We start from the raw sequence: 18,192 nt of genomic DNA, 5'->3' as shown, positions 1-18,192 counted from the left end.
AAGGCTTGCCTGAGGCAAGCCTTTCCCTTTATTGCATTATGTAGATAAAACCGTGTCCAGACTTAAGGACTTGATCGTTTCCAAATACCAATCATAACGCTCCGGATGCTCATAGAACTCTGCCGCATGAATAATGGCCGGTATAACGTCGTCTCCTTTATAGAATTGGCGTTCCCCAACTTGGGTCATCGGAACATGAAAAGAGATACGAAGCGCCCGGAACAAGGTGGGCTCAAGCAAGGTGACGTAATGGCGAATCCCGTTCTGCTCTGCAAACAGGACGATCGTTGCGAGCAACCGGTTCAGGTTGCGGCCGCGGTATCTCTTCAGCAGAGCGACTTTATCCACCTCGGCGATCTCCCCTGGCCCAGAGCACATGATGGCCGGATGATCGTCAAACGGCGCCAATCGGTTCAAGGGCTCGTCCGAGTGCGGGACATAGGGTTTAAACTCCACCGTTCCCACCGGCACCCCCGCCTCGTCATATACGAGGCAACGACCTAAGACGTTCTCAGCAAATTCCGGCTCAAAGCCTTTTTCCATCCAGGCCTCCATCCAAATCGAGTGGAACAAGGTTCCTTCCTCCACCGTGTCCACCGGCTTGTACAAATTCCTTCCTCCTCTCATTGCATGTACCAAAATTGTAATATTTTTACCCCTCACAAACCACGAAAATCCTACATAATCTAACATTTATTACTAAAAAATTCCTTTCAATATTGTTACAATTCTCTTTCAGAACTCAGACCCAAGATCGTCTCACCGCATCGCCGCCCATTTACAGAACGGCATCTTTCGGGCACTTAAACTTCGTCGTTGAGGTCCTTTCTCTTGAACGTTATAGATACCCCTCTGTACCTCCGCTTTTCGCCGTTCCATCGTTCCACCGTTATCCTTCTACACTTTCCACCGCTCTATCTATTTGCTCTATCTTACCTTTGCTCCATCTTACTTCCGCTCCATCCTACCGCCGTTCCACCCTTCCCACCTTTATACCTTCCTCCCCTCTTTACCTGATTATCCCTTTCGTTCAGATGGGGATTTTAAGAGGTTTCCATCCTCATTTTTTTGCTGATCATCCAAAGCAAAATAATTAGGTTAAAAATGGAATTAAATTCTTGTAATAGGAACGTATGTTTGGTATAATAAGGAAAACAAGAATATATGTGCGTATATTTGATTTTAGTTTCGTTTGAAGCGGAGGGATCGGGCATGGAATTAAATATGAATACGGATCTTCACCCTATCAGCAGCCGTTTTCAAAGTGAGGCGGACTGCATCGAGGCGATCATCGCTATGAAGTGGCCTGACGGTTTCTTTTGTCCGCGCTGCGCTTATACCGAGTGCACCCGTCTGTCCTCCCGTCGCCTTCCTTTATTTGAATGTGGAAGATGCAGCTATCAAGCCTCTCCTTTGGTCGGCACGATTTTTGAAAGAACCCATCTGCCCCTTGTGAAGTGGTTTCGAGCCATCGAGTTGTTCCTGCTTCCCGACGGCATCTCGGCGCTGCGGTTGAGTCAGGTGATTCAAGTTACCTACAAGACCGCTTGGCTCATGCTGCACAAAATCCGTCATACCCTCGGCGAATGCGATGCTCGGGAACTGCTCTCTGGAGACGTGAAGGTAAGCTGCGATCAGTATGCGTATGATTCGTCGCGTTATCATCCGGCTGCTCAGCCTTATGCCACCGCGGTTGTAGCCGGCTGCACGGTCACGGAGTATGGCGAGCCGGAGCGGGTGAAGATCCAGCTGATTTCGCATAAAAGAGGACAACGGGCCGACCGGCATGATCTCGCCGCGTTCATCCATGATCATATCGATGTCCATACCTCCACCGTTCAGTCGTTCCATTTGGCTTATCGGCTGTATTTGCCTTTGCGGAAAGAAGTAAGAGCGGCATGGAATTCTCTAAAGCGTACATATGTCGCCTTAGGAATAAAGCATCTTCAGGCATATTTGAATGAGTGCACCGTCCGCCGCCATCTGCGTATGTCCGGTTCCGAGGAAGAAATGCACCAGAACATGCTGCAGATGTGCATATCCATTCCAGCTATCCCTTACCGCGAGTTGATCAACCATCACCAGAATCAGTCCATTGCGATTGCGGCTGCTGCTTAATCGAAGTGCTAGAACGGTCGGGAAATGGCAGGATGAGGTGCTATAGCTTGGGGTTATTGGAGTGTATGTAATCAGGTAGGTGGGTGGTTTGTTTCACAATGGGTGCCATTTGTACTCAATCAGCCTAAACAAGGCTCCCTTCTTTTCTCAAACAATTCGTTATCTCTGAACTCGTTCCAAGACGGCTTTTATCCATACCCTTCGGCTTGATCGTGATATCCTTACCAATCAATTTTTTGCAACTTTTCTTATAGGCCCGTATCGATTAGCCTTTTTCGCAGACAATTTTACTTCCCCACTGTGCTTGGGTTTCGGTTCCTGTTGCTATTTCTGTTTCTACTTCCGTTTCACTTTCTGTTTCTGTTGCTATTTCTGCTTCTACTTCTGTTTCACTTTCTGTTTCTGTTGCCCTATTTCTGTTCACTTTTCTGTTTCTGATTCTGTTGCACTTTCACAACAACCTGATGCAACGGGATAATCCTCAAAAAAGGCGGGCGGAGATACTATGTTGCCGGAAGGAGACACTATGTTGCCGAGGAGAGGCCGTACCGAAATGCGGGTAAAAGCTAAAAAGCCCCCGTCTCCCCATAGGAGACGAGGGCTTGCCTGACAAATTTGATTTGCTTAGTCTGGTACGATGGCCACGATGATCGACAAGATGAAGAAGCCAACCGCCAATCCAACCGTGACTCGTTCGAGAACGAGCTCCATGCCGCGAGCTTTCGTTTTTCCGAAAAGATGTTCAGCACCCCCGGAGATGGCTCCGGAAAGACCCGCGCTCTTCCCTTTCTGCAGCAACACAACTGCGATCAAGCCGATCGAGAAAATAACGAGCAATACCTTAAGCAAAATATCCATTCAATCCACCTCCTAAGTGAGAAACATCTTTCATCTATTCCATAACTTTGATGTTTACGATACAAAAACAGCATTATTATTGTACCACAGCGTTCCCGAAATAACAACCGTTTCGTGCGTACAACCCCGTCCAACCATACACAAAGTCCCCTGTTTCTTACGAGCAGGGGACTTGCGTTAGTTAGGCCGTGATCTGAACGGCCGCCCTTCTTAACGATGAGCTTTCAGGTTGTAGAAGGATTTCAAGCCGTTGTATTGAGCGAGATCGGCCAATTGATCTTCGATGCGAAGCAATTGGTTGTATTTCGCGATACGGTCCGTACGGGACGGAGCACCGGTTTTGATTTGGCCAGCGTTCGTTGCCACAGCGATATCGGCGATCGTGCTGTCTTCGGATTCGCCGGAACGGTGGGATACTACCGCAGTGTAGCCAGCACGTTTTGCCATTTCGATTGCGTCGAACGTTTCGGTCAACGTACCGATTTGGTTTACTTTGATCAGGATCGAGTTACCGATGCCTTCTTTGATGCCTTTATACAAACGTTCGGTGTTGGTTACGAACAGGTCGTCACCCACGAGTTGGATTTTGCTGCCCAGTTTCTCAGTGAGCAGTTTCCAACCTTCCCAATCGTCCTCAGCGCAGCCGTCTTCGATCGTGATGATCGGATATTTTTCAACCCAAGAAGCGAGCAAGTCCACAAACTCAGCGGAGGTAAAGGATTTGCCTTCGCCTTCCAGATGGTATTTCCCGTCTTTGTAGAACTCGGTGGAAGCAACGTCCATACCCAGGAATACGTCTTTACCCGGTGTATAGCCAGCTTTCGTAATAGCTTCCATGATCGAGGACAATGCGTCTTCGTTGGAAGAGAAGTTTGGTGCAAAGCCACCTTCGTCGCCTACTGCCGTGTTCAGGCCTTTCGATTTCAGAACGGATTTCAGGTTGTGGAAGATTTCAGCACCTGTGCGGAGCGCTTCTCTGAAGGAAGGAGCGCCTACCGGCAGGATCATGAATTCTTGTACGTCTACGTTGTTGTCAGCATGCGCGCCGCCGTTAACGATGTTCATCATCGGAACCGGAAGCTGCTTCGCGTTAAATCCGCCCAGGTAAGCGTACAACGGCAGATCCAAAGCATCCGCTGCTGCGCGAGCAACTGCCATCGAAACGGCCAGGATCGCGTTAGCGCCCAGTTTGCCTTTGTTTGGCGTGCCGTCCAGCTCGATCATCAATTTGTCGATGCCGACTTGGTCCAGCGCGTCCATGCCAATCACTTCAGGAGCGATGATTTCGTTAACGTTCTTCACGGCGTTCAGTACGCCTTTGCCTAGGTAACGAGTTTTGTCGTCATCGCGAAGCTCTACAGCTTCATGCGCACCCGTGGATGCGCCGGAAGGAACGATGGCGCGGCCCATAGCACCGGATTCAAGATAAACTTCAACTTCAACCGTTGGGTTCCCGCGGGAGTCCAGGACTTCGCGAGCGTATACGTCAGAAATAATCGTCATGGTTACAGTCTCCTTTTTAAGTAGTTATTCCATTCAAATGGTAATCTATGTTCTTACGCCTTGCGGCTGGCAATCATCGATTGACCGGTCATTTCCGGCGGCTTCGGCAAGCCCATCAGGTCGAGCAGCGTCGGAGCTACGTCGGCGAGAATGCCTTTATCGCGAAGCACCACGTTCTCGTCGGTTACGATAAACGGTACCGGGTTCGTGGTATGCGCTGTATACGGACGACCTTCATCGTCGATTTCCATATCCGCGTTCCCGTGGTCGGCAATAATGACAACCACTCCGCCTTTGGCTTGAACGGCGTCTACGACTTTGCCTACGCACTCGTCCGTCACTTCAACCGCTTTGATCGTTGGCTCCATTTTACCGGAGTGGCCGACCATGTCCGGGTTTGCGAAGTTCAGAATGATCGCGTCGTGTTCATCGGATTCGATTTCCTTCACGCAAGCTTCAGCGACTTCGTAAGCGCTCATTTCCGGTTTCAAGTCGTAAGTTGCGACTTTCGGGGAGTTGATGAGCACGCGCTTTTCGCCTGGAAGCTCAACATCGCGTCCGCCGCTGAAGAAGAATGTCACGTGCGGGTATTTTTCCGTTTCGGCGATCCGCAGTTGTTTCTTCCCGTGTTGAGCTAACACTTCACCAAAAGTATTGTCGAGATCCTTCGGCTTGTACGCAACGTACCCGTTCACCGTTTCTGCAAACAACGTCAAGCAGACGAAATGCAGATCTTTCGGGAATTTAGGGCCGCGATCGAAGCCTTGGAAGTCTTTATTCGTGAATACGTTGGACAGCTGAATCGCACGGTCTGGACGGAAGTTCAAGAACACGACGGAATCGCCGCTCTCAACTTGTGCGATTGGCTCGCCTTTGTCGTCCACGATTACGGTTGGCATCACGAATTCGTCATAGACCGATTTCTCGTACGATTCCGTGACTGCTTTAATCGGGTCGGTATATTTGGGACCTTCCGCATAAACCATGGCCCGGTACGATTTCTCGACGCGGTCCCAACGTTTGTCGCGGTCCATCGCATAGTAACGGCCTTGGACGGTGGCAATCTTGCCCACGCCAAGCTCGTTCATCTTAGCGATTAATTGCTCAAGGAAGCCTTTCGCGCTGTCCGGAGCTACATCGCGTCCGTCCAGGAATGCATGCACATAAATTTCATGCATATCTTCCTTCTTCGCCAGTTCGAGCATCGCAAACATATGATCGATGTGGCTGTGAACGCCGCCGTCGGACAGAAGGCCGTACAGATGCAGCTTTTTACCCTTCGATTTCGCGCTACGTACCGCATCCACCAGCGTCTCGTTCGTGAAGAATTCCCCTTCACGAATCGATTTGGAGATCCGAGTCAAGTCTTGGTAAACGATCCGGCCGGCGCCGATGTTCAAGTGGCCGACTTCGGAGTTCCCCATTTGCCCTTCTGGCAAACCAACGGCTTCCCCGCTGGCCGTCAGCGTAGTGTTCGGGTATTGTTTCAAATAACGGTCATAGTTCGGCTTCTTCGCTTGGGCAACCGCGTTGCCTTCCACTTTGTCGCGAAGCCCGAACCCGTCCATGATAATCAGAGCTACTGGTCTTGGAGCCGTCATTTATTTCGCCCCCTCAACGAGCTTGATGTACGATTCTGGCTGCAGGCTGGCACCGCCGACAAGCGCACCGTCGATGTCGCTTTGGCCCATATACTCCTTCACGTTTTCTGGTTTTACGCTGCCGCCATATTGAATGCGGATTTTCGCCGCTACGTCGTCACCGTAAAGCCCCTGAACCAGGCTGCGGATGTAGGAAATTACTTCGTTCGCATCTTGTGCGGTCGAGGATTTGCCCGTACCAATTGCCCAAATTGGTTCGTACGCAATCACCACTTGCGCTGCTTGCTCTGCAGTCAGACCTTTCAAAGCCGCTTCGGTTTGAACCTTCACGACTTCTTTCGTTTGGCCAGCTTCACGCTCTTCGAGCTTCTCGCCAACGCAAGGGATCGGGGTCAAGCCATGTTTGAAGGCAGCCAGGATCTTCTTGTTGACGATTTCGTCGGTTTCGCCGAAATACGCCCGGCGCTCGGAATGGCCGATGATCACATAGTCCACGCCAAGCTCTTTCAGCATGCGACCGCTGATTTCGCCAGTGAAAGCTCCTTCGTCTTCAAAATGCATGTTTTGTGCGCCGATTTTGATCGACGTGCCTTTCGCAGCTTCTACCAAAGCCGGCAGGTTGGTGAACGGCGCGCAAATGACGCTCTCTACGCCGGCAACCTCCGCTTTCCCTTTCACGGCTTCGAAGAAGGCTTTGGCTTCGGAAACGGTTTTGAACATTTTCCAGTTTCCGGCGATAATAGGTGTTCTCACAGAGCCCACTCCTTTTATTTCATAGAGGTAGCTCAAAAAACGAACTTCATTACTTCATCCAACCTTCTGAGGTGCTGGAAGCCCGTTTTTTGAGCCTTGATCTAGCTACTTTTTCTTACTTGTCGTTCAATGCTACGACGCCAGGAAGCGCCTTGCCTTCCATGAATTCCAGGGAAGCGCCGCCGCCTGTGGAGATGTGGTCCATTTTGGAAGCCAGATTGAACTTCTCGGCTGCTGCTGCGGAATCCCCGCCGCCGATAATGGTGTAGCCTTCCGTCGTTGCGCAGGCTTCCGCCACTTCTCTTGTCCCGTTGGAGAAAATATCAATTTCGAACACGCCCATCGGTCCGTTCCATACAACCAGCTTGGAGTTCTTGATAATTTCAGCATACTTCGCGCGAGTCTTCGGCCCGATGTCCACGCCTTCCCAATCTGCAGGAATGCTGTCGATATCCACAGCTTTGTGGTTTGCGGTTGGGCTGAAGTCATCCGCTACGATGCAGTCGACAGGGAGAAGGAAGTTTTTACCCAGCTTCTTCGCTTTCTCGATGAAGCCAAGGGCAACATCGAGTTTGGTTTCATCCAGAAGCGATTTGCCGATTTCGTAACCTTGGGCTTTGAAGAAGGTATAAGCCAAACCGCCGCCAATCAACACGTTGTCCGCGATGTTCAACAGGTTGTCGATAACGTCGATTTTGTCTTTTACCTTCGAACCGCCGATAATTGCGGTGAAAGGACGGTCCGGGTTCGTCAAGGCCTTACCGAGAACGGACAATTCTTTCTCCATCAGCAAGCCGGATACGGCTGGCAGATAATGAGCGATCCCTTCGGTCGAAGCGTGCGCGCGGTGTGCAGCGCCAAATGCGTCGTTGACGAACAGGTCAGCCAGCTCAGCGAATTGTTTTGCGAGTTCTGGATCGTTCTTTTCTTCGCCTGGGTAGAAACGTACGTTTTCAAGTACCAGGACGTCGCCATTGTTCATCGCATTGACTTTCGCTTTAACTGCTTCCCCAACAGCTTCATCGACTTTTGCTACTTCTTTGCCAAGCAGCTCGCTCAAGCGTTTTGCCGGCAGCGTAAGCCGCATATCTTCATTCACTTGGCCTTTCGGACGGCCCAAGTGGCTCGCAAGAATCACCTTCGCGCCTCGTTCAACCAAGTATTTGATCGTTGGCAGCGTTTCGCGAATCCGGGTGTCGTCGGTAATTTGACCATCTTGCATTGGTACATTGAAATCTACGCGAACAAACACGCGTTTGCCGGTGACTTCCACATCACGTACACTTTTCTTGTTCATCTCCACGTTCCTCCTAAACGGTATGCGCGGGTCTCTCAGACCAAAAAATGCGCGTCTACGGCTTTGTCTTGGTTCCTCTCCTAAATAAAACGCAATGAAACGAATCTCTATCTATTTATTTGGGGTGTGTGTGAATGCCGTATTACATGCAAGAACCAAAGAGGAGTCCTGAACAGGTTGCTCCTCTTTGGGATGAATCTCTAATATGGGTAACTGGATTATTTTACTTTTTTCGCGAAGTATTCCAGCGTACGAACCAATTGAGCAGTGTAGGACATTTCGTTGTCATACCAAGCTACAGTTTTCACCAGTTGTTGGTCGCCGACAGTCAATACTTTCGTTTGCGTAGCGTCGAACAGGGAACCGAAAGTCATCCCTTTGATATCCGAAGATACGATTTCGTCTTCCGTGTAACCGAAAGTTTCTGGGTCAGCAGCAGCTTTCATTGCAGCGTTAACTTCGTCAGCAGTTACTTTCGTTTTCAGAACGGATACCAGCTCAGTCAAGGAACCAGTTGGAACAGGTACGCGTTGTGCAGCGCCGTCCAATTTGCCTTGCAGTTCAGGGATAACCAGGCCGATTGCTTTTGCAGCACCAGTGGTGTTAGGAATGATGTTTTCAGCAGCTGCGCGAGCACGACGGAAGTCACCTTTCGCATGCGGAGCATCCAGCGTGTTTTGGTCGCCAGTGTAAGCGTGGATTGTTGTCATCAAGCCTTGAACGATACCGAATTTGTCATTCAGCGCTTTAGCCATTGGAGCCAAGCAGTTCGTCGTACAAGATGCACCGGAGATTACCGTTTCCGTACCGTCGAGGATTTCATGGTTTACGTTGTAAACGATGGTTTTCATGTCGCCAGTAGCTGGAGCGGAGATTACAACTTTCTTCGCGCCGCCTTTCAGGTGAAGCTCAGCTTTTTCTTTCGTTGTGAAGAAGCCTGTGCACTCCAGAACGATGTCAACGCCAAGCTCGCCCCAAGGCAATTCTTCAGGGTTGCGGTTAGCCAGAACTTTAACTTCTTTGCCGTTTACTTTGAAGAATCCATCATGTACTTCGATGTCGCCTTCGAAGCGGCCTTGAGTTGTATCATATTTCAACAAATGAGCCAACATTTTTGCATCTGTCAGGTCATTGATTGCTACGACTTCGATACCTTCAACGTTTTGAATGCGGCGGAAAGCCAGGCGTCCAATACGTCCAAAACCGTTAATCCCTACTTTTACACTCATTGATAGTTCCTCCCAGTGTTTGATTTTTTATTATTCAAGACAGGCCCGATAAAACCCGTCATGAGTAAACCTATTTATTCCCGGAGCCGTTGATCAACTCATTTACGATCTCTTGTGCCGCCGCTTCGTCGGTCACTAGGATATCCTCTTGGCCAAACCGCAATACGGCATGGATCGCTCTCGCTTTGCTCTTACCACCCGCGATGCCGATCACCGTCTCGGTTCGCATGATATCCTCGAGACGCAGGCCTAGGGTCAGCATTTTGTGCACGACGACGCCGTCTTCATTAAAGTAATATCCAAATGATTCCGCGAGCGCGCCTTCTCTTCGGATTTCTTCGACCATGCTTGGCTCCAGCTTGCGCCGGCGCGCCATCTCCATAGCGTCTCCGACCCCGTGCACTACGATACGCGCCTGACGGATCATGTCCACGATATCCTGGATATTCGGATCGTGTACCAACGACTCGTAAGCTTCCTTCCCCAACAGATCGGGGACATGCAGCAAACGATAACCCGCACCCACGCGCTTCGCCATACCGGAAGCAATCGTGTTCGCTTGGATTTCCAGGCTCTCGCCAAGACCCCCGCGTGCCGGTACGAACCAGCTCTGCTTCATCGTGACGTTAGGCGGCGGATTCAGCTGATCCGCGACTTCCGCCAGCGTAGTGCCGCCGGTTACCGCGACCACCTCATCCCCGCGCATTACACTAAGCAGCGCTTTGGCACCTGCTCGCCCCAGTTCCCGCTTCACCAGCGGGGAGGCCTCGCAATCTCCAGGTACAATTACTACTTTGCGCAGCCCATAATGCTGACGGATCGTCTCCTCCAAGTTGGAGAGGCCAAACAATTCTTTGACGACCGGCTCCAAATCCTCAAGCAATCGCCGTCCCGCGTCGCTGATTCTCATGCCTATATTCTCGATTTCTATCAGGCCCTGGGCCTTCAGGAGATCTGTTTCGGCACGCAACACACGCTCCGTCATGTCCAGCGAATTCGCCAAGGTTCTACGGCCAATGACATCAGACAACATGATCTGGTGAAGTATGGTGTACCTTTTCTTGAGAATGTCCATGAGATCAGGAAGAAGCTGCTTTTGAATCTCTAATATGTTTCGCATGCTTTCCACTCCTGCAAGCTTCGTCTTCTCTCTCCATCTCCTGGCCTTAAAATGTCCCGGGATAACTTTTTAAGTCCCACTGTTATTTTACTCAATAATCTCCTTAGTTGCAAGCCTGACGTCCGTATCATTTACTTTCTTCCGAGCAGTTATACCCCTAGGCGCAAAGAATCCCGTAAGATCCTGACATTTGGATCAGAGAGTTGTCGAAAATAGGCCTGCTGTGTCTCAGCAAAATTGCGGATGGCGGCAAAGCAGATCGGTTGTTTTCATAGAAAAAAAGACCCTCCCGCATAGGGAGAGCCTCGTCTACTTATTCCTCGTTTCTCAATTTCTCAATTGGTCAGTCGGATCGACAAAGCGCTTTTTGATTCCATCCGGAAACTCGGCAGCTCGGTTCCCCGGAGACGCAAGCGAACATCAGAGGCCTGCTCGCCGTCATTAAACAATACGACCCCAATCGAATCGTCCGTATTGCGGAACGCGACGGAACGTATCGAAGGCTGTCCCGACTCGGCGGCGATTCTTACGGCCTTCGGACGGATCACTTTGCTGAAATGGGCCAGTGCATAGTAGTCCAGCGTATACTCGAGCTCGCGGGTCTGCTGGTTCACTGTCACGATCCCGCGGCAGGTGCTGCGGCCAAAGCCTGGTACAGTCGGACCATTTTGCTCATCCAAAGCCATATTCCAGAGCACCAATGATTGGCTGTGATTTCGCAATATCTCGATTCCCGTCCGCATAACATTGGAGAACGCCGGTTCAAACGCCGGAATCCATTCCCCGCCAGAGCCTTCGGTAAAATGAACCTCTTTGCCCGGGAAGGCCTCCTTCACTTGGCTTTGCGCCGAGGCTACCCCTCCATACCAGTGCCACGCTACTCCGTCGACCGCTTCGGCCGCTTCCTTCAGCACAGTCAGCGGATAATCCGGCCGATCCCAGTTATGGTCATACGCCAAAATCTTCGTGGACAAGCCATGCTTCACAAAAGCCGGCTTCAGATAATTTTTCACGAAATCGGTCTGCATCTCAGCCGTCATCAGCATCCCCGGATAATGTCCCGGCACATAAAGCGGTTCGTTCTGCGGCGTCACCGCATATATGGATAAACCGTGCTTGGCGTAAGACTCGATATAACGGACAAAGTAGTTCGCGTACGCTTCGTAATACTCCTTCTTCAGTTCCCCGCCGATCATTGAACCGCTGGTTTTCATCCATCCCGGTGCGCTCCAGGGGGAGCCAAACAGCTTGATGGACGGATTTAAGGCCAGCGCTTCTTTTAAGAGCGGAATGACATCGACTTCGTCGTGACGAATCGAGAACCGCTGCATTTCCGGATCGGACTCACCTTCGGGCAAATCGTTGTAGCTATAGAAGAACCGGGCATAATCCGAGGCCCCCATCGGGTTGCGCAGCACGGATAAGCCAATTCCCTCCTCCGGGTCAAACAGCTTCTTCATCAAGGAAGAACGCTGCTCTTCAGGAAGCACCTGATGAATCAGATAGGCGGCCGAATCGGTAAAAGACGCTCCAAACCCATCCATCGTCTGATAGTTGACGCTTTCGTCTAATCGGACCTCGACATCCCCGGCATCGGAATCCGCCGGCCTCAGCTGTTCCTCCGTTGTACGGACGAAGAGTGATTTTTCTCCAGTGGAATAATAAATGTCAAGCTCACGCATGCTGTTTCCCTCCACTTCGATTAATGGCCACGGTTTACTGGAGGCCGAGTTTTTCTTTATTGGCTTTCATTTTCTCCGTACGGATTTGCACGATTTTATCCCAACCGTTGTCCTCAAGGAACTTCTTGTAATTGTTGAGCGTGCTCTCGAATTCTTCGTCGCTCTTGGCGCGGATCAAGCTGACCATCGTCGTGTTCCAAGTGGTGTTAATCGCCGTCAAAGAGCGAGCTTCCGGAGATCCGGCATCCGGGTTGATATTTTCAAGGACGAAGTGAGGGTACAGCTTTCCTTTGCCCCACTCTTGCATTTGCTTGATGGAATCCGGGAAAGCATCGGCGCTGAGCGCTTTGTGACGGTCATGGCCAAAGAACATGAATTCGCCCATGCGGTATTCCTTCTTGAATTTATCGGCATCCTTTTGCTGCAGCTCTTTCACTTCTGGTGTGAATTGCACCGTTCCGTCCGCATTCTTCGTGTAGGTCTCGCCTTCGATGCCGTAGTTCATCAGCATTTGGCCTTCTTCATCCAACAGGTACGTGAAAATTTGGATCGCCTTCGCCGGGTCCTTGCATTGCTTCGTGATAAAGCTGATCATCCAGCCGGTAATCCCGGATTGGTTCAGCTTTGGCGTGTTGCCCACCGTGCTTTGCGGTCCGTCGATCGCCAGGTAGGCTTGATTCGGATGAGCGGTGGCGAAGATTTGCAAGTTGCCGCCTTGCTGCGGCGTTCCGTCCAGCAATATCGTGGCGTATTTGCCGGCTTTCACTTTCTCTTCAAAAGCAGGGCCGTCATCGGCAAAGCTGTCGTCACTGATATTTCCCGCGCGGTGCACTTCATTTAACGTCTTGAGCCAGGTCAGATAATCCTCGTCCAAATTACGGTTGTAGAACTCGCCGTTCTCCGTTTCCAGCGGAACGCCCAGGAAGTCTTGGAACACATCCCCCAAGGAGCCCGTCCCCTCGCCAATTGAGTTAAATCCAAACGGAATCAGATCCGGGAATTGGGTTTTAATCTGCTGCATCACATTTTTGAATTCCTCAGGCGTACCGATCTTAGGCTGACCCAGCGCTTCGTACACGTCTTTGCGGATCACAAAAGCCGTCTTCGCTGGAATGTTACCGCTGTCATAATCGGCCTGCGTGTTGGAGTAGTTCGGGTAACCGTACGTGTTGCCGTCCGCTTGCTTAAACCAGTTGAGCGTATCTTGCGCGGCGACTTTGTTGAAATAAGGGTCGTATTTCTCCGCCAGCTCGTTCAGCGGCAAGGCCCAGGAAGAAGCCTTCTGCACAACGGCCGAATTGGAATCGAACACAGTAATCAAGTCCGGCATGTCGCTTCCGGCAAAAAACGTATTCAGCTTGGTATCGTCGCCGGTAATAAATTTGATATCAATATTCAAATCTTCCTTGATCTTCTTCGTGACCACATCATTGCCGAAATCGGTATTCCACCAATCGGCGTTCACGTACCAGGTCAGCTGGGTTGGCTCTTCTTTCTTGTCCAGCTTCCATGCCGGCGTGTTCGGGTCCAAGGTATACCGATCTTCCAAGGATACCTCTGTTGCGGCCTTCGAACCGCCGCCGGAGCCGCCGCAGCCGGTAACGATCAGCGCAGCGGTGAGCAGTGCAGCGCATGCGGTCATCCCTTTTCTTGCAAGACTTTTGTTCAACTTAAGCATTCGTTGTACCCTCCTTTTTTTGTAAGAAGCACAGCTAGTCCAACTCGCACATCAAGCCTAGCGTTTCATGCGGATGCGTTACTCCTTCACCGCCCCCAGCATCATGCCCGAGATGAAGTATCTTTGTAACAATGGATAAATCACAACAATCGGCAAAGTCGTAATCACAATTGTTGCGAGTTGAACTCCTTTGGTTGTCGTTTCAATGACGACGGAACCCGCGATGTTCTGCATCGATTGGGTCTGGGACTGTACGATGATTTCGTACAGCTTCATTTGCAGCGGGTACAGGTATTCATCTGTGATGTACAACTTGGTTGTCATAAAGTCATTCCACTGACTTACCCCGTTGAACAAAGCGATGGTAGCCAAGGCCGGCATCGATAACGGGATAAAGATCTTCAAGAAGATTCTCCAGTCGCCGGCACCGTCAATCTTGGCCGATTCCTCCAGGGAATCCGGCACATTGCGGAAGAAATTCATCAAGATCACGACATCGTAATAACTGAACAAAGCCGGAATGATATACACCCAGAAGCTGTTCAGCAGCCCCAGGGATTTAATCAGTAAGTACGTCGGGATCATACCGCCCGAGAAGAACATCGTAATGACGCCCATCGTCACGTACAGCTTGCGGCCGCGTACATTGTTCTTGCTGAGACCGTAGCCAATCATCGCGCAGAAGAAGACGTGGGTCACAACGCCGATGACTGTCTTGAGGACGGAGATCAGGAACGACTGCCAAATCGTATCGTCCCGAAACACCGCCTGGTAGTTCTCCAGAGAAAACTCTTTAGGCCAGAAGACAAACCCTCCTTCGGCAAGAGCTCGTCCCGAACTGAAGGAAGAAACGATGACATTCCAGAGTGGAATCACAATAATGATCGTAAATAAGATCAGGATCACAGCATTCGCCGTATCAAAGATTCTGCTGTCGAGATCCTGTTTGAGCACCTTTCGATTCATGGCTGCTGCTCCTTCCTTACAGGACAGATTGATTATCGTTGAGTTTGCTGGTCACCTTATTCGCCAGCACCAACAAAATGACCGATACAACCGAAACCCCAAGTCCGACGGCAGTCGCGTAGGAGAAGTCCCCTTGCGTCATCCCCATCCGGTATACGTAGGAGTTGATGACCTCGGCCTTTTCGCGGTTCTGAGAATTCATCAGCACCAAGGTCTGGTCCAGGTTGGAACCCAGCAGGCCGCTGATGGTCAGAATCAGGTTCAAGCTAATAATCATCCGCATGTTGGGCAGCGTGATGTTCCAAATTTGCCGGAGCCGGCTCGCCCCGTCGATCTTCGCGGCTTCATAATAAGTCGGGTCGATCTTGGCCATGATGGCGAGGTACAGGATCGTTCCCCAGCCCGCCTCTTTCCAAACATCCGACAGCACCGCGATCCACCAATACTTGCCCGGATCAAGCAGAATGTTCTGAGGCTTCGAGATCAAGCCCAAGTCCAGCAGCATCTGGTTGAACATCCCGGTGGTCGAGAACCAGGTGATGAGCATCCCGCCGAGCACGATCCAGGACAAAAAGTGCGGCAGGTACGAGATCGTCTGCACGATTTTTTTAAACCGGCCCATCCCGACCTCATAGATCATAATCGCGAGAATAATCGGGATCACAAAACCGATGGCCAGCTTCAGGAAGCTGATCCCCAGCGTATTCACCACGGATTCCCAGAAGTATTTGTCGGTGGCGATAATTTTGAAGTTGTCCAAACCTACCCATGGAGCGGAGCTTAACGTATCGATGACCGTATAATTTTTGAAAGCGATCGTAAGTCCGTAGATGGGAATGTAGCAAAAAATAATCATAAAAATGATGCCCGGCCAGATCATCGACTGGATTTCCCACTGCCTGCCGAAATCGATAAAGAACTGCTTCATTCTTAATCCCATCGGCTTTTTGGCTGACGCAGCTGACTTCGCCATTTTGCGCTCCTCTCTTTATCCCGTATGGATAAAAACGTTTTTATTTTCGTCAACAGAACCCCTGTAGTTAACCGCTTACATTTTCCGCTGAGCTCAAGATCAGCTTCGTCTCCGCTTCTCTTAGCTTAAACGAACATGACTTGAGCCTCGCACGATCAGTTCCCCGTCCAGCTTCTGCACCTTCCCCTGCTCCTGCTTCTTAATCATGTTCACCAGATGATTGACCGCCAAGATCCCTTGTCTGGCGATCGGATTGCGAACCGTGGTCAGGGGCGGCGTAAAATACTGGGCAATATCAATATCGTCAAACCCTACGACGCTGATGTCCCTTGGAACCTCGAGGCCGTACGAACGTAACGCTTTAATACAACCAATGGCGCTCAAATCGTTGCCGGCCAGAATCGCGTCCGGCACTTTGCCCGGATGCTTATGAATAAACGCCCGAATCGCATTGTAGGTACTCTCTTCCTCAAAATACCCCTGCACAATAAAATCCTCATCAATCGGCAGCTGATGCTCCCGCAAGGCCGCGAGATATCCCTCTTTCCGCTGTACGCTGTCGTACATCGTATCAACGCCGGAAATGTAGGCGATTTTCTTATGGCCCAGGCTGATCAGGTATTTGGTCGCTTCATAAGCGGACGCATACGAATTAAAAATCACGGTCCCCATCGTTTCCTTCTGAATCACCCGATCCAGAAATACCGCCTTGATCTTGTCCTTCTCCATCATCGCGATATCTTGGTCATCGACCCGCAATTCTTCGTAGATGATCACGCCATCCACCCGGCGGCCCATGATATTGCTGATAATCGTTTGCTTATCGGCGGTAACCATGACATGCAAACCGTATCCCAGCCGCTCGCTCTCGCGCGCCATCGACTCCACCAAAATGTAAAAATAAGGTCCGGATACACTCGTCGTAAAAAAACCAAGCATATTCGTCTTCTTCGACTTGAGCTGCTTCCCGTTTAAGTTCGGTACGTAATTGAGCTGCTTGGCGACCTTCAGCACATGGGATTTGGTCTCCGGATTCAACACATCCACATCGTTGAGCGCGTTGGATACCGTAGAGATGGAAACCCCTGCTGCTTTGGCTACATCCTTAATGGTGACTTTCCCCATCCCTGATTACACCCTTGTCTATAAAAACGTTTTTATATATTCCTCAAGTTATCATAGAAACGCTTTCATGACAATCCCTATTTTATTTGGATCTACACCTTGCGTTTTGAGACAAAATGTCATATAATCTATTTTGTTCGCTAAATTTGCGCCCGTGGTCCAATGGATATGACGTAGGCCTCCGGAGCCTGAGATCGAGGTTCGATTCCTCGCGGGCGCGCCATATCGCCATATATTGCACATTCAAAGTCCTGTGACACAAGTCTTCTGGACTTTTTTATTACCTTGAGTTTGACTTTCTTTGACTTTCTCAAATAAATTGTTTATGATGAGATTAATCCCCATCATTTCCGTCAATTCTTAGATTGATGGAAACGATGAATCCCAAACCATTCCATTCGACGGGGCGTTCCAGTTGAACAGCCTAAATTTAAGGAGGTTTTATCGGTGAGTTATATTCCTATGGTCGTAGAACAAAGCAACCGCGGCGAACGCGCTTATGACATTTATTCCCGTCTGCTCAAAGACCGGATTATTTTCCTGGGCTCCCAGGTAAACGATGTTGTTGCCAACTCCATCATTGCCCAGATGCTGTTTCTGGACGCGGAAGATCCAACCAAGGACATCCACCTATACATTAACAGCCCTGGCGGTTCCATTACGGCCGGCATGGCGATTTATGATACGATGCAATTTATCAAGGCGGACGTCTCCACGATTTGCGTTGGGCTGGCCGCTTCGATGGGCGCCTTCCTGTTGAACGCAGGTGCGCCGGGGAAACGTTATGCGCTGCCAAACAGCGAAATCATGATCCATCAACCGCTCGGCGGAGCGGAAGGTCAAGCGACGGACATCGAGATCCGCGCCCGCCGTATCCTCAAGATGCGCGATAAACTGAACCGAATCCTCTCGGAACGCACCGGCCAACCGCTGGAACGGATCGAGAAGGACACCGACCGCGACTACTTCATGAGCGCGGCAGAAGCGAAGGAATACGGCTTGATCGACCAAGTCATCGAGAAAGTGAATCCGGCCAAAGCTTAAGGCTATACAGAAAAGGCTGCTCTTCGAACAGAAAGTGCTGTTCGAGGAGCGGCCTTTCTTGTTATATTTATCTTTAAATAACTTAACGAGAGAGTTCAAAAGGTCAGAATAGCAAGCTACAGGCACACACCTCGAGATAGCCCTTCTGCTCTAACGCTGATGAGAAGCGCTATGTTGGCAAAATTGGCGTGCCCGCGGCTCTAACGACGCTGAGAAGCACTATTTCGACGCAAGTGCTTATTTTC

General features: G+C 50.4%; 16 protein-coding genes and 1 tRNA gene. 3 read left to right on the top strand and 14 right to left on the bottom strand.

Annotated features, from left to right (window positions below):
* Positions 1-36: 36 nt before the first annotated feature.
* Complete coding sequence (locus U9M73_RS18955; RefSeq protein ID WP_323078549.1) at positions 37-609, bottom strand: GNAT family N-acetyltransferase; 573 nt, start codon at positions 607-609, stop codon at positions 37-39.
* A 603-nt stretch (positions 610-1,212) separates the two neighbouring features.
* Between U9M73_RS18955 and U9M73_RS18950 the strand changes: the two genes are divergently transcribed.
* Positions 1,213-2,118, top strand: a complete 906-nt coding sequence (locus U9M73_RS18950; protein ID WP_323078547.1) for an IS1595 family transposase — start codon at positions 1,213-1,215, stop codon at positions 2,116-2,118.
* A 265-nt stretch (positions 2,119-2,383) separates the two neighbouring features.
* Here the strand turns inward: U9M73_RS18950 and U9M73_RS18945 are convergent, their stop codons facing one another.
* From U9M73_RS18945 to U9M73_RS18885, 13 genes are all read right to left on the bottom strand, one after another.
* Positions 2,384-2,542 carry a hypothetical protein gene (locus U9M73_RS18945; RefSeq protein WP_323078546.1) on the bottom strand — a complete coding sequence of 53 codons (159 nt, stop codon included), beginning with the start codon at positions 2,540-2,542 and terminating at the stop codon, positions 2,384-2,386.
* Positions 2,543-2,742: 200 nt separating this feature from the next.
* Entirely contained in the window at positions 2,743-2,976 is a 234-nt protein-coding gene (gene secG, locus U9M73_RS18940; protein WP_260071836.1) for a preprotein translocase subunit SecG, read from the bottom strand.
* A 210-nt stretch (positions 2,977-3,186) separates the two neighbouring features.
* Positions 3,187-4,479 (bottom strand): phosphopyruvate hydratase, encoded by a 1,293-nt coding sequence (eno, locus tag U9M73_RS18935; RefSeq protein ID WP_323078544.1) that lies wholly within the window; start codon positions 4,477-4,479, stop codon positions 3,187-3,189.
* A 53-nt stretch (positions 4,480-4,532) separates the two neighbouring features.
* Entirely contained in the window at positions 4,533-6,080 is a 1,548-nt protein-coding gene (gene gpmI, locus U9M73_RS18930; RefSeq protein ID WP_009224971.1) for a 2,3-bisphosphoglycerate-independent phosphoglycerate mutase, read from the bottom strand.
* A complete protein-coding gene (gene tpiA / locus U9M73_RS18925; RefSeq protein WP_260071835.1) occupies positions 6,081-6,833 on the bottom strand; it encodes a triose-phosphate isomerase in 753 nt (250 codons plus the stop codon).
* A 115-nt stretch (positions 6,834-6,948) separates the two neighbouring features.
* Complete coding sequence (locus U9M73_RS18920; protein WP_323078541.1) at positions 6,949-8,130, bottom strand: phosphoglycerate kinase; 1,182 nt, start codon at positions 8,128-8,130, stop codon at positions 6,949-6,951.
* Between the two features lie 218 nt (positions 8,131-8,348).
* Positions 8,349-9,359, bottom strand: coding sequence for a type I glyceraldehyde-3-phosphate dehydrogenase (gene gap, locus U9M73_RS18915; RefSeq protein ID WP_260071834.1), 1,011 nt, complete (start codon positions 9,357-9,359; stop codon positions 8,349-8,351).
* 70 nt (positions 9,360-9,429) lie between these two features.
* The gene (locus U9M73_RS18910; protein WP_260071833.1) at positions 9,430-10,479 is read right to left on the bottom strand and encodes a sugar-binding transcriptional regulator; all 1,050 of its coding nucleotides are present in this window, start codon (positions 10,477-10,479) and stop codon (positions 9,430-9,432) included.
* Between the two features lie 335 nt (positions 10,480-10,814).
* Entirely contained in the window at positions 10,815-12,161 is a 1,347-nt protein-coding gene (locus tag U9M73_RS18905) for a glycoside hydrolase family 30 protein (RefSeq protein WP_323078539.1), read from the bottom strand.
* A 34-nt stretch (positions 12,162-12,195) separates the two neighbouring features.
* Positions 12,196-13,839: a type 2 periplasmic-binding domain-containing protein gene (locus U9M73_RS18900; RefSeq protein WP_323078538.1), complete on the bottom strand. Its 1,644-nt coding sequence runs from the start codon at positions 13,837-13,839 to the stop codon at positions 12,196-12,198.
* A gap of 78 nt (positions 13,840-13,917) precedes the next feature.
* The gene (locus U9M73_RS18895) at positions 13,918-14,805 is read right to left on the bottom strand and encodes a carbohydrate ABC transporter permease (RefSeq protein ID WP_009224978.1); all 888 of its coding nucleotides are present in this window, start codon (positions 14,803-14,805) and stop codon (positions 13,918-13,920) included.
* Positions 14,806-14,821: 16 nt separating this feature from the next.
* Positions 14,822-15,778: an ABC transporter permease gene (locus U9M73_RS18890; RefSeq protein ID WP_009224979.1), complete on the bottom strand. Its 957-nt coding sequence runs from the start codon at positions 15,776-15,778 to the stop codon at positions 14,822-14,824.
* A 120-nt stretch (positions 15,779-15,898) separates the two neighbouring features.
* On the bottom strand, positions 15,899-16,903 hold the full coding sequence (locus tag U9M73_RS18885; RefSeq protein ID WP_009224980.1) for a LacI family DNA-binding transcriptional regulator: 1,005 nt from the start codon (positions 16,901-16,903) through the stop codon (positions 15,899-15,901).
* Between the two features lie 148 nt (positions 16,904-17,051).
* Between U9M73_RS18885 and U9M73_RS18880 the strand changes: the two genes are divergently transcribed.
* Both U9M73_RS18880 and clpP read left to right on the top strand, forming a co-directional pair.
* Positions 17,052-17,126, top strand: a tRNA-Arg gene (locus tag U9M73_RS18880).
* A gap of 224 nt (positions 17,127-17,350) precedes the next feature.
* Positions 17,351-17,947: an ATP-dependent Clp endopeptidase proteolytic subunit ClpP gene (gene clpP / locus U9M73_RS18875; protein WP_009224981.1), complete on the top strand. Its 597-nt coding sequence runs from the start codon at positions 17,351-17,353 to the stop codon at positions 17,945-17,947.
* Positions 17,948-18,192: the final 245 nt, after the last annotated feature.

The sequence above is a fragment of the Paenibacillus phoenicis genome (assembly GCF_034718895.1).
Classification (GTDB): domain Bacteria; phylum Bacillota; class Bacilli; order Paenibacillales; family Paenibacillaceae; genus Fontibacillus; species Fontibacillus phoenicis.
Note: the sequence above shows the minus strand (reverse complement) of the source record. Positions and strands in the feature narration are given on the sequence as shown.

Coding starts and splice junctions, on each gene's coding strand:
- U9M73_RS18895 (WP_009224978.1), bottom strand. CDS start 14,805: ATGAATCGAAAGGTGCTCAAACAGGATCTCGACAGCAGAATCTTTGAT.
- U9M73_RS18910 (WP_260071833.1), bottom strand. CDS start 10,479: ATGCGAAACATATTAGAGATTCAAAAGCAGCTTCTTCCTGATCTCATG.
- gap (WP_260071834.1), bottom strand. CDS start 9,359: ATGAGTGTAAAAGTAGGGATTAACGGTTTTGGACGTATTGGACGCCTG.
- eno (WP_323078544.1), bottom strand. CDS start 4,479: ATGACGATTATTTCTGACGTATACGCTCGCGAAGTCCTGGACTCCCGC.
- U9M73_RS18905 (WP_323078539.1), bottom strand. CDS start 12,161: ATGCGTGAGCTTGACATTTATTATTCCACTGGAGAAAAATCACTCTTC.
- secG (WP_260071836.1), bottom strand. CDS start 2,976: ATGGATATTTTGCTTAAGGTATTGCTCGTTATTTTCTCGATCGGCTTG.
- U9M73_RS18885 (WP_009224980.1), bottom strand. CDS start 16,903: ATGGGGAAAGTCACCATTAAGGATGTAGCCAAAGCAGCAGGGGTTTCC.
- U9M73_RS18900 (WP_323078538.1), bottom strand. CDS start 13,839: ATGCTTAAGTTGAACAAAAGTCTTGCAAGAAAAGGGATGACCGCATGC.
- U9M73_RS18950 (WP_323078547.1), top strand. CDS start 1,213: ATGGAATTAAATATGAATACGGATCTTCACCCTATCAGCAGCCGTTTT.
- U9M73_RS18920 (WP_323078541.1), bottom strand. CDS start 8,130: ATGAACAAGAAAAGTGTACGTGATGTGGAAGTCACCGGCAAACGCGTG.
- gpmI (WP_009224971.1), bottom strand. CDS start 6,080: ATGACGGCTCCAAGACCAGTAGCTCTGATTATCATGGACGGGTTCGGG.
- U9M73_RS18890 (WP_009224979.1), bottom strand. CDS start 15,778: ATGGCGAAGTCAGCTGCGTCAGCCAAAAAGCCGATGGGATTAAGAATG.